This is a genomic window from Bradyrhizobium sp. CB1015 (genome assembly GCF_025200925.1).
Taxonomy (GTDB): Bacteria; Pseudomonadota; Alphaproteobacteria; order Rhizobiales; family Xanthobacteraceae; genus Bradyrhizobium.
In genome coordinates, this window is sequence record NZ_CP104174.1 from 3,994,505 (window position 1) to 4,005,512 (window position 11,008).

General features: G+C 62.1%; 10 protein-coding genes. All 10 read left to right on the top strand.

Annotation, left to right across the window (positions count from 1 at the left end):
* The first annotated feature begins 23 nt into the window (after positions 1-23).
* The 10 genes from N2604_RS18255 (at position 24) to N2604_RS18300 (ending at position 10,976) form a co-directional block, all read left to right on the top strand.
* Complete coding sequence (locus N2604_RS18255) at positions 24-326, top strand: HPr family phosphocarrier protein (RefSeq protein WP_061880618.1); 303 nt, start codon at positions 24-26, stop codon at positions 324-326.
* Between the two features lies 1 nt (position 327).
* Positions 328-1,947, top strand: coding sequence for a phosphoenolpyruvate--protein phosphotransferase (gene ptsP, locus N2604_RS18260; RefSeq protein WP_260375994.1), 1,620 nt, complete (start codon positions 328-330; stop codon positions 1,945-1,947).
* Position 1,948: 1 nt separating this feature from the next.
* Positions 1,949-2,362: a hypothetical protein gene (locus N2604_RS18265; protein ID WP_172784643.1), complete on the top strand. Its 414-nt coding sequence runs from the start codon at positions 1,949-1,951 to the stop codon at positions 2,360-2,362.
* Between the two features lie 36 nt (positions 2,363-2,398).
* Positions 2,399-3,382 carry a dihydroxyacetone kinase subunit DhaK gene (gene dhaK / locus N2604_RS18270; RefSeq protein WP_260375995.1) on the top strand — a complete coding sequence of 328 codons (984 nt, stop codon included), beginning with the start codon at positions 2,399-2,401 and terminating at the stop codon, positions 3,380-3,382.
* Positions 3,383-3,696: 314 nt separating this feature from the next.
* Positions 3,697-5,595: an ABC transporter substrate-binding protein gene (locus N2604_RS18275; RefSeq protein ID WP_260375996.1), complete on the top strand. Its 1,899-nt coding sequence runs from the start codon at positions 3,697-3,699 to the stop codon at positions 5,593-5,595.
* Between the two features lie 74 nt (positions 5,596-5,669).
* Positions 5,670-6,674: an ABC transporter permease gene (locus tag N2604_RS18280; RefSeq protein ID WP_260375997.1), complete on the top strand. Its 1,005-nt coding sequence runs from the start codon at positions 5,670-5,672 to the stop codon at positions 6,672-6,674.
* On the top strand, positions 6,674-7,537 hold the full coding sequence (locus N2604_RS18285) for an ABC transporter permease (RefSeq protein WP_260375998.1): 864 nt from the start codon (positions 6,674-6,676) through the stop codon (positions 7,535-7,537). The genes N2604_RS18280 and N2604_RS18285 overlap by 1 nt, the downstream gene beginning before the upstream one ends.
* Positions 7,537-8,568, top strand: a complete 1,032-nt coding sequence (locus N2604_RS18290; RefSeq protein WP_260375999.1) for an ABC transporter ATP-binding protein — start codon at positions 7,537-7,539, stop codon at positions 8,566-8,568. The genes N2604_RS18285 and N2604_RS18290 overlap by 1 nt, the downstream gene beginning before the upstream one ends.
* Positions 8,565-9,353 carry an ABC transporter ATP-binding protein gene (locus tag N2604_RS18295; protein ID WP_260376000.1) on the top strand — a complete coding sequence of 263 codons (789 nt, stop codon included), beginning with the start codon at positions 8,565-8,567 and terminating at the stop codon, positions 9,351-9,353. Before N2604_RS18290 ends, N2604_RS18295 begins: the two co-directional genes overlap by 4 nt.
* Positions 9,354-9,431: 78 nt before the next feature.
* Positions 9,432-10,976 (top strand): alpha-N-arabinofuranosidase, encoded by a 1,545-nt coding sequence (locus N2604_RS18300; protein ID WP_260376001.1) that lies wholly within the window; start codon positions 9,432-9,434, stop codon positions 10,974-10,976.
* Positions 10,977-11,008 lie beyond the last annotated feature (32 nt).

Below are 11,008 nucleotides of genomic sequence, written 5' to 3' on the forward strand. Positions count from 1 at the left end.
CGAAACGATGATGGAATAAGACGATGCTGGATAAAGCGGACGGCCAGATTATCACCGAGAATGTGCGGCTGGTGCACGCGGTGGGCATGCATGCACGCCCGGCGGTCAAGCTGACCAAACTGGCCAAGAAGTTCCAGGCCCAGATTTCCGTCCGGGTCGCGGGCGCGGCCGAGTGGATCAATGCCAAGAGCGTGGCCAAGATCATGGCCATGCGCGCGGCTCACGGCAGCACGATCGAGATCAAGGCCTCGGGCAGCGACGCAGAGGCTGCCGTCGCCGCCCTGGTCAACCTGATCGCAACCGACTTTCCGGACGAGGCGTCGTAGCATGCAGGGAGGCGCTGCCGGACTGGCTTATCGCGGCAGGACCGCCTCGATCGGCTTTGCCCACGGCCCGCTCGTCCGTGTCGATGCGGGCACGAATGGCGAGCGGATCGCAGGCTCGCTGGTCGAGGAGGCGCTCGATCTTCGCAAGGCGATCGACGCGGCAAGTGGGCAGATCGCCGAGCTCGCCGCGATCGCGGGAGGTGAGGCCGCGCAGATTCTCGAGTTCCAGGTCGCGCTGCTGGAGGATGAGGATTTCATCGAAGCGATCTTCACGGCGATAAGCGAGGGGGATGCCGCCGACGTCGCGTGGCGTTCCGCGCTCGACGAGCAGATTGCGGACTATAATTCGGCCGAGGACGAGTATCTGAAGGCGCGCTGCTCCGATCTTGCGGATTTGCGCGACCGCATCATCAGCATCTTGCGCGGAGGCGGGGGCGAGGCCCCCAAGATACCGAGCGGTGCCGTCGTTTGCGCCGACGATCTGCCGCCCTCGCGTTTCCTGGAGATCGACTGGTCGGCCGGCGGTGGTCTTGCGCTCCTGCGCGGTAGCCCCACGAGCCATGTCGCGATGCTGGCGCGCGCGCGGGGCATCCCCATGGTCGTGCAGCTCGGCGCCATTCCGGAGATCGGCGCGACGGCGCTGCTCGATGGCGAGGGCGCTACTCTCGAGCTCGATCCCAGTGCCGAGCAGCTGCGGCTGTTCGAGAAGCGGCGCGAAATTCATCGCAAGAGCCGGGCGTCCGCGCGGGCGATCCTGCGACGGCCGACCGCATCATGGCGTGGGGAGCGGATCAAGCTGCTCATCAACATCCAGCGCGTCGAGGATCTCGATCATGCCGACGCACAATATGCTGACGGCATTGGGTTGATGCGCACCGAGTTTCTGCTCGCCGAGCGCGGTGGCTTGCCCGACGAGGAGACGCAGTATCGCGCCTACGATTCCGTTCTGCGCTGGGCCGATCGACGCCCGGTTACCATTCGCACCTTTGATGCCGGCGGCGACAAGCCGGTACCTGGATTCACTATCGACGGCGAGGCCAATCCCTTCCTAGGCGTGCGTGGCCTGCGGCTCTGCCTCGCCCGACCCGAGATATTCAGCGTGCAGCTCCGCGCGCTGGCGCGTGCGGCGGTGCAAGGAAATCTCAGGGTCATGTTTCCGATGGTCACGGCGCCGCACGAGTTCGAGTCCGGACGGAAGCTGTTCGCCGAAATCGTGCAGCGCTTGCAGGCCGAGGGCATTGCCGCGATGCTCCCGGAGCTGGGAATCATGGTCGAGGTTCCGGCGGCGGCCCTGGCGATCGCGACTTTCAAGGCCTCTTTCTTCTCGATCGGCTCGAACGATCTCGCGCAATATGTCCTTGCGTGCGACCGTTCCAACGGAGCTCTCGCCCCCTTGATGGATCCCTTGAATCCGGCCCTCCTCGAACTGATCGCGCGAACCGCGGAGCACGGACGTCGCACCGGAACCAGCGTCAGCCTGTGCGGCGACATGGCGGGCGACCCGCGCTGTGTGCCAGCGCTCTTGAATTGCGGCCTACGCGAGTTGTCGGTGAATGCGTCGGCGCTCGCGCAGATCAAGCAGACCATCGACCGCTTGAGCAGCGGAGGCGGGCTTGGCTGATATGGCGATCGATGAACCGGCCGAGGCCGGCGCCGTTGCGGTCTACAAGCGCATCTTCAAGGAGGTGCTTGAGAGCCGCCCGTCAGGCATGCGGCTGCGCCTGGCCCATGCCATGGGCAAGAACCGCAGCTTCGTCAGCCAGATCAGCAATCCGGCCTATCCGGTGCCGATTCCCGTGCAGCACCTGAACACGATCTTCGACGTCTGCCATTTCCCGCCGCAGGCGAAGGCGGCGTTCCTTCGTGCCTACACCCGTGCGCACCCGCGCCGGATCGGCCGCCTGACAGAGGGGGCGCATGAACGGACGCTGACGCTGCACCTGCCGGACCTCGGCAGCTCGAAGCGCAATGCGGAGCTCGATGCGCTGCTGCAGGAGTTCGCGCGACGTTTGAGTGCGATCATACGGGAAAAATGAGCGTCAAGCTCAGAGGGACGAAGCGGGGAGGAGAACATGAAAAAGTTCATCAATTCGGTTGATGGCGTGCTCGCGGAGAGCCTCGACGGGTTAGCTGCTGCGCATGCCGATCTCGTGACGCTCGGGCCCGAGCGGAAATTTGTGCGGCGCCGCGAGCTCAATTCGCGGAAGGTCGCGCTCGTATCCGGCGGCGGTAGCGGGCACGAGCCGCTGCATGCGGGCTTCGTCGGCTATGGCATGCTCGATGCGGCCTGTCCGGGACAGGTCTTCACCTCGCCGACACCGGACCAGATCGTCGAGGCGGCGCAGGCCGTTTCGGGTGACGCGGGCGTGCTCTTCATCGTGAAGAACTATGCGGGCGACCGCATGAATTTCGAGATGGCGGCCGAGATTTCCGAGGGGCGCACGGCCACGATCGTCACCGATGACGACGTCGCGGTCGAGAATTCCATCCACAGCATCGGCCGCCGGGGTGTGGCCGGCACTCTGATCGTCGAGAAGATCGTCGGCGCGGCGGCCGAGAAGGGGGCCGACCTCCAGGCTTGCGTGGTACTCGGCGAGCGCGTCAACGCCCGGACGCGCTCGATGGGGGTGGCACTGACGAGTTGCACGGTTCCGGCTGCAGGCACGCCGACCTTTGTGCTCGCCGAGGACGAGATGGAAGTGGGTGTCGGCATCCATGGCGAACCGGGACGCCGCCGCGTCAAGCTGGAGCGCGCCGATGCAATCGCTCTTGAGATGACCACTGCCATTGCCGAGGATCTCGACGCCCGCGAAGGCAACGAGGCCCTGCTGCTCGTCAATGGATTTGGCGGAACGCCCGCGATCGAGCTGTATCTGATGTACAACGCGGCGCGGCGGATGCTCGAAAAGCGCGGCTTGCGCATCGCCCGCTCGCTGGTCGGCAGCTATGTCACCTCGCTGGACATGGCGGGGTGCTCGCTCACCGTGAGCCTGCTCGACACCGAGACCCGGGCGATGTGGGACCATCCCGTGCGCACGGCCGCGCTGAAATGGTGACGGCAGCTGCGAACGGCTGCTGATCTTTTTCGATCGCGCCCCGGCGGATGATCGGCCGGGGGCCACGCCTCACGCATGCATCGGGAATTTTCCGGTTCACCCTCCCTGAAACTTGCCGTGTCCCTCGGACACGGCTTCTTTTATGGGGCGGTAGACAACTATTTCCTGTTCGTCCCAGGCGCCGGGTCCGACGAGCCCATTATGTGCGTGCAGCCCATGTTCCCTGCGGCATAAGATTTCTGTTGTTCATCGGTTTTGGCGCCTCTAGCATCGAGCCAAAACGGCATCGAGACAAACCGCGCCGGGAGGACATGATGCGCTGCATTCGAGCATTGCTGCCGATTGCGTGCGCGCTCGGCTCGCTGCTGGTCGCGCTGGCGCCGAGCCATGCGCAGGGCATTCCGCAAAACATCTCGAGAAAGGATTTGCTGATCCTGGAAAACCCGGAAGGAACCGTCAAGAACGCGGGCTGGTTCAACATCTGGGCGATCAATGCCGGATCGCAGTCGAACGGATTGCAGCAGGTCGCGCTCGATACGCTCTGGTACATCGATCCCGAGAGCGGCCTCGACGGCGTCTGGGACAATTCGCTGGCTGCCGAGAAGCCGCAATACAACGCCGACTTTACCGAAATGACGGTCAAGCTCCGCAGCGGCATCTTCTGGAGCGACGGCGTCGAATTCACCGCCGACGATGTCGTCTCGACGGTGGCTACGCAGATCAAAAATCCGGGCATGCGCTTCAGCGCGGTGCTGGCGAGCAACGTCGCATCCGTTGATGCTCCGGACGCCCATACGGTTGTGTTCAAGCTCAAGAAGCCGAACTCACGCTTCCACGCCAATTTCACGGTGCGCTGGGGGGCGGTGTGGATACTGCCCAAACACATCTTCGACAAAGTCGAAGATCCCGCCAAATTCGATTTCAATAAGCCGATTTCTCTCGGCCCCTACCTGCTGCAGAGCTACGATCCCGACGGAAAATGGTACATTTGGCAGCTCCGGGACGACTGGCAGCGCACCACGCTTGCGCGCTTTGGCAAGCCCGGTCCGAAATATCTCGCCTATGTCGATCCCGGACCGCCCGAGAAGCGGGTGATCTCGCAACTCAACCACGAGCTCGACGTGATCCACGATATTGCGCCTGAGGGCATGTTCGCCCTTGCCAAGCAGAGCAAGGCGACGCGGGCATGGTTCAAGGGTTTCCCCTATGGCCACCCCGACCCGACGCTTCCCGCCGTGATCTTCAACACCCAGAATGAGACTTTCAAGAACCCGGACGTACGATGGGCGCTGGCGCTGTTGATCGACATCAAGGCCGTTGCGATGGCGGCCTATCGCGGTGCCGGCACCATATCGGCGATCGGTGTGCCACCGACCGGAACCCACCCGGCGACCTATCATGGGCCGATGGAAGAGTGGCTCAAGGCACTCGAGATCGATACCGGCAAGCGCAAGATCAAGCCGTATGACCCCACGATCGGCAAGCAGATTGCCGACATGCTGCGACCTTCAATGGGCGAGCAGATCCCATCCGATCCTGCGGAGATTGCCAAGGCTTTCGGCAGAGGCTGGTGGAAGACTGATCCGCAGGCGGCGCAGGAGCTTCTGGAAAAGGCCGGCCTCACCAAACGAGGCGGCACCTGGATGACGCCCGACGGAAAGCCGTTCAGCGTCCGCGTCATGGTCGAAGGCGATTTGCGTCCGGTGATGACCCGCGCCGGAACGATGATTGTGCAGCTATGGAAGCAGGCGGGCATCGATGCCAAGATCGATGTCGCGCAGGGGACGCTGCCCACGCGACGGGCGGCCGGCGATTTCGACACCTTCATCGGCTGGAGCGTCGAAACCTGGGGCGGCCACCAGGACTTGTCCTACTTCCTCGACAGCTGGCACTCGCAGTTCATCGCCGAGCCAGGAAAACCGCAGCCGCTCCGCAATTGGCAGCGCTGGTCCAATCCCGCGCTCGACAAGATCATCGAGGAGATCCGGACGGTCGGCTTCGATGATCCGAAATCGATCGAGCTCGGCAAGGAGTACGTCAAGCTCGCCGTGAAGGAGATGCCCACCATACCACTGATGGCATACAACGTGTTCACCGCAATGGACCAAACTTACTGGACAGGCTTTCCGACCTCGGAGAATCCCTACACCAATCCAGTGCCGAACTGGGGCAATTCGCGCTACATGTTCGTCAGGCTCAAGCCGGCCAGTTAGGATGCGATGACACAAACGCGACCGCATTTGCCGTGCTTGGATGAACGACTTTGGCGGACATCCCTGGTGCACCCATGAGGGGATACCTCGCCTATGTGAGCCGACGGTTCGGGCAGTTTCTGCTGGTTGTCTTCATCGGCATCAATATCGCTTATGTCGTCACCCATGCTTCGCCAATTGATCCCGTCGAGCAATCGATCTCGGCAGTAACCTCCTATGGCAACACCGCCCCGGGGGCGATCGAGCAGATGCGCAACTCCTTGCGCGAGCTCTATGGTCTCAGCGGCACGCCCGTTGAGCAATACCTGCTGTTCTGGAAGCGGATCCTGCGCGCCGATTTCGGTCCCTCGATGTCGGCATTTCCAACTCCCGTGGCCACCCTGATCTGGCAAGCGCTGCCCTGGACCGCGGGACTCCTCACGGTTTCGACCCTTGTCGCCTGGGGGCTCGGAAATCTGCTGGGCGGACTTGCCGGCTACTACCGGCAGAGCCGCGGTCTGAAGTTGATGGGGATGATCGCCATGGGCCTCCATCCGATTCCTTACTATATTCTGGCGATGCTCCTGCTGATCGTTTTCGGCTTCCTTTGGCCGGTGCTTCCGATCACCGGCGGCTCGGCGATGAATCTGCCGCAGACATTTACATCCGAGTTCGTTGTTAGTGTGCTTAAGCACGCGATCCTGCCGGCGCTCTCGCTGATCCTGATCGGCGTGGGGAGCTGGTTCCTCGGCATGCGCTCGCTGGTATCCAATGTCCTCGCCGAGGACTTCGTCGTCTATGCCGAACTCGCCGGCGTGAGATCCTGGCGTGTCCTGACATCCTACGTGATGCGTAACGCGCTCGTGCCGCAGGTGACCGGGCTCGCCATGTCGCTGGGCGGAATCTTCAACGGCGCCGTGATCACCGAAAAGGTGTTCGGCTATCCCGGTCTCGGCTCGCTCCTGGTCGACGCCGTCTATGCCGGAGATTACGGGCTTGTCCTCGGCGTGACCACCATCTCGATCCTCGGCGTGTCGATCGGCGTTCTCGCCATCGATCTTCTGTATCCGTTGCTCGATCCCAGGGTGAGGGTCAGCTGATGATCGTACTTCTGCGCGATCTGCTGCGCGACAGTCCTGAATTCCGAATAGGGGCCGTGCTGGTCGTCTTCGTTCTGTTGCTGTCCGTGCTGCCGAGCTTTTCGCCCTATCCGCCGGAGAGTGTGTATGTGGTGCCGCCCGACGTGCCGCCGTCGCTGACCTACTGGTTCGGCACCACATCGCGCGGCCAGGACGTGTTCTGGCAATTGAGCTTCGCCATCCGAAATACATTGTTGTTCGGATGCACGGTGGCTGTGATCAGCCGCCTGATCGCACTCATGATCGGACTCATCAGCGGCTACAAAGGGGGTTGGATCGATCGCGCCCTGATGTCGGTAAACGATACGTTCATCGTCATTCCTCTGCTGCCGATCTTGGTGCTGTTCTATTTCATGATGCGCGACCGCATCTCCTGGCTGACGCTTGCGCTGATCATGGCCTGTTTCGGCTGGGCCTATGACGCCCGGCTGATCCGTTCGGTGGTCATGAGCCTGAAGGCGCGCGAATTCACCCAGACCAGCCTTTTTTCCGGAATGAGCACACGGCAGATCCTCACCGAGGAGCATTTGCCTTATGTCATGCCGATCGTATTCTCGACGACCATGAACAACATGGTGTGGTCGATCGGACTTGAGGTGACGCTCGCGGTGCTCGGCTTCACCGACATCAACACGCCGACGATCGGGGGCATGATCTATTGGGCCAACCAGCACACCGCAATGGTGGCAGGAGTCTGGTGGTGGATCGCCTTTCCGACCATCACGGTGATCATGGCGTTTATCGGGCTCTTCCTGCTCGCGGTATCTGCGAACGCCTACATCGATCCACGAAGCCGCCTCTGGAGCATGAAAGGGGCCTCGTGATGCACGCCAACGCTCAGTCCGCGCCCGCGCCCCAAGGTGCCCAGCCGATTCTCCGGGTTCGCGATCTGCAAGCCCATTACCGGACCAGCCACTTCGGCGTCAGACGCGGCGTCAAAGCGGTCGACGGCGTCAGTTTTGCTGTTAATCGCGGTGAGATCTATGGGCTTGCTGGAGAATCCAGCTCCGGCAAGACCACGCTGATCAAGAGCATCGCAGGGGCGGTCAGACCGCCGCTCGAGATCGTGGGCGGCAGCGTGGAGTTTGCATTCCTGCCCGGCTATGGCGGGTTGCACCGCGCGCCGCCCGTGGACGTGGCGCGGATTCGCTGGCGGCATCTATCTTATATCATGCAGGGATCGATGAACGTGCTGAATCCGGTTCGCCGTGTCCGATCGGCGTTCGTCGACTTCGCATACCCGCATATCGGCGGCAGCCGGAAGCAGTTTGAGCAACAGGTGATCGCCCATCTGGCGCGGGTCAGGCTCGACCCATCGGTGCTGGCGGCCTTCCCGCATGAGCTCTCCGGGGGCATGCGTCAACGCGCCACGCTTGCGCTCGCAACGCTTTGCCGTCCTGATTTCATCATCGCGGACGAGCCTACGACCGCACTGGATGTAGTGGTGCAGAAGGAGGTGCTCGGCATGATCCGGGGCATTCAGCGGGAGAGCGGCTCGTCAGTCCTGTTTGTCACCCATGACATGGGCGTGCATGCGCACATCACCGACCGCCTGGCCATCATGTATGCCGGGCGGCTTGTGGAAGAGGCCGCAACCGCGGAGATCTTCCGGAGTTCGCTTCACCCTTACACCAGGCATCTCATTTCCAGCCTTCCGCGCATCGGCGACGATGCTCCCCGCGAGGGACTTGGCGGCGCCCCGCCCAATCTCGCCGATCCCCCGCCCGGATGCCGATTCCATCCGCGCTGCCCGCTCGCAACCGAGATTTGCAAGCGCCAGGTCCCTGCCATGCTGGAAGCCGACACCGGGCATCGTGTTGCCTGCTTCGCCGTCAACCAAGGTAGCCGGGCATGAACGATCTGCTCCTCGACATCTCCGCGGTCAGCAAGACCTTCCTCCGGGGAGGGCTATGGTCGCGGCAGAAGATCGCTGCGGTAAACGACGTGAGCTTCCAGCTTGCCGCCCGGCGACCAGAGATCTTGGCGATCATCGGTGAATCCGGGAGCGGCAAGACGACGCTGGCACGGATGATCCTGAACATTGAAACGCCGACCAGCGGCAAACTGGTGCTCGATGGCATCGAGCTTGCTGCCATTCGAAACAGCGCCGGTCGTATGGCCTTCATGCACAAGGTGCAGCCGATTTTTCAGAATCCCTTTGAGTCGTTCAACCCGCTGAAGCGGCTCGATCGATATCTGTTCATGACGCGGCGCCAGTTTTCCGGTGCGGCCGGCGAAGGGACAGCCGAATCGACCGTTAATCACGCGCTGCACAAAGTCGGGCTCTCGCTCAAGGAGGTGCGCCATCGATACCCGCACGAGCTGTCCGGCGGACAGCTTCAAAGGGTCGCAATCGCCCGAGCACTTCTGGCCGAGCCAAAACTGATTGTCGCGGATGAGCCGGTGTCCATGATCGATGCGTCTCTGCGCATATCCATCGTCAATCTGTTCAAGACACTGCGGGACGATCTTGGGATATCGATCATCTATGTCACGCATGATCTCGCTACGGCCTACTACATCAGTGACCGCATCATGATCATGCAGAAGGGCCGCGTCGTCGAAAGCGGCGATGCGAGAACGGTGCTGAAAGCGCCGCAACATCCCTATACGCGCCAATTGCGTGAAGCCGTGCTATAATCTGAGGCTCCCCAGCCGCGGCTGACATACCTAGCATGAACGATCTCACCACCCCCTGAGGGAATCCGAGAGAAGAGCATGAGGAAAGCAAGAGTTCTGATCGACCGCGACTTTGCCATCGGTCACACCGATCCTCGCCTGTTCGGTGCGTTCATCGAGCATTTGGGCCGGTGCGTCTATGGCGGCATCTACGAGCCTGGCCATCCGACCGCGGACGAGAAGGGCTTTCGCAAGGATGTGCTGGCGCTGGTGAAGGAACTCGGCCCGACGCTCATTCGATACCCCGGCGGCAACTTCGTCTCTGGATACAATTGGGAGGACGGCGTCGGGCCGCTGGAGGTGAGGCCGGCGCGCCTGGACCTTGCCTGGTTCAGCACGGAGCCGAACAGTTTTGGCACCAATGAATTCATGGACTGGTGCCGGGCTGCGGATGTCGCGCCGATGATGGCGGTCAATCTCGGCACCCGCGGCGGCGATGCGGCGCGCAGCCTGGTCGAATACTGCAACCATCCGGGCGGAACGGCCTGGTCGGAGCTGCGCCGCAAGCACGGCTGGGACAAGCCGCATGACATCAAGCTGTGGTGCCTCGGCAACGAGATGGACGGACCTTGGCAGATGGAGCACAAGAGCGCCGCCGCCTACGGTGCGATCGCCAGCGAAGCGGCCAAGATGATGCGCTGGGTGGATCCGACCATCGAGCTTGCTGCGTGCGGTTCGTCGGGGCGCAACATGCCGACCTTCGGCCAGTGGGAAGATACGGTCCTCGAGCACACCTTCGATCATGTCGACTACGTTTCGCTCCATACCTATCTCAACAATTACAGGCAGGACACAGCATCGTTTCTCGCAAGTCCCGACCTGATGGACAGCTTCATTGAGGAGGTCGTCGCCTTGGCCGATGCGGTTGCGGCCAAGCGGCGTTCCAACAAGCGTCTCATGCTGAGCTTCGACGAATGGAACGTCTGGTATCGCACGCGTCGCGGCCGGGCCGACCGGGTAAAGGAAGGCTGGCCGGTGGCACCGCCGATCCTCGAGGAAATCTATACGATGGAAGATGCGCTCGCCTTCGGCGGCGCCTGCATTTCCTTGCTCAATCATGCCGATCGGATAAAGGTCGCTTGCCTTGCGCAACTCGTCAACGTCATCGCGCCGATCATGACCGAGACGGGCGGAGGCGCATGGCGCCAGACCATCTTCTTTCCTTTCGCGCATATGAGCCGCTTCGGCCGCGGCAAGGTCCTGCGCTCGCAGGTTGAGTCGGACAGTTACGATTCGTCCTACTATGATCCTCGAGGCGTGCAGGAGCTAACCTTCCCGGTGTCCAACGTGCCTTATTTGAAGGTCGCGGCAGTTGCAGGAGAGGGCGGCGGTCTTTCGATCTTTTTACTTAACCGAGACCTGAAGCGGGATATGCAGGTCAATGTCGAGGCACGCGGTTTTGGCCGTTTCGTTGTTTCCCAGGCGATTGAATTGCGCCAGAACGATCTCCATGCGACGAATACGAAGGACGCGCCAGAGCGGGTGAAGCCGGCGCCGCTGCAGGGGGCGACTATCGAAGGTGGCCTGCTACGAGCGCATCTCGGCCCGGCGTCATGGAACGTGATTCATTTGTCGGTGCACTGACAGACTGCAGATCCTGGTTGACAGACCTGCTG

Coding starts and splice junctions, on each gene's coding strand:
- N2604_RS18255 (WP_061880618.1), top strand. CDS start 24: ATGCTGGATAAAGCGGACGGCCAGATTATCACCGAGAATGTGCGGCTG.
- ptsP (WP_260375994.1), top strand. CDS start 328: ATGCAGGGAGGCGCTGCCGGACTGGCTTATCGCGGCAGGACCGCCTCG.
- N2604_RS18265 (WP_172784643.1), top strand. CDS start 1,949: ATGGCGATCGATGAACCGGCCGAGGCCGGCGCCGTTGCGGTCTACAAG.
- dhaK (WP_260375995.1), top strand. CDS start 2,399: ATGAAAAAGTTCATCAATTCGGTTGATGGCGTGCTCGCGGAGAGCCTC.
- N2604_RS18275 (WP_260375996.1), top strand. CDS start 3,697: ATGCGCTGCATTCGAGCATTGCTGCCGATTGCGTGCGCGCTCGGCTCG.
- N2604_RS18280 (WP_260375997.1), top strand. CDS start 5,670: ATGAGGGGATACCTCGCCTATGTGAGCCGACGGTTCGGGCAGTTTCTG.
- N2604_RS18285 (WP_260375998.1), top strand. CDS start 6,674: ATGATCGTACTTCTGCGCGATCTGCTGCGCGACAGTCCTGAATTCCGA.
- N2604_RS18290 (WP_260375999.1), top strand. CDS start 7,537: ATGCACGCCAACGCTCAGTCCGCGCCCGCGCCCCAAGGTGCCCAGCCG.
- N2604_RS18295 (WP_260376000.1), top strand. CDS start 8,565: ATGAACGATCTGCTCCTCGACATCTCCGCGGTCAGCAAGACCTTCCTC.
- N2604_RS18300 (WP_260376001.1), top strand. CDS start 9,432: ATGAGGAAAGCAAGAGTTCTGATCGACCGCGACTTTGCCATCGGTCAC.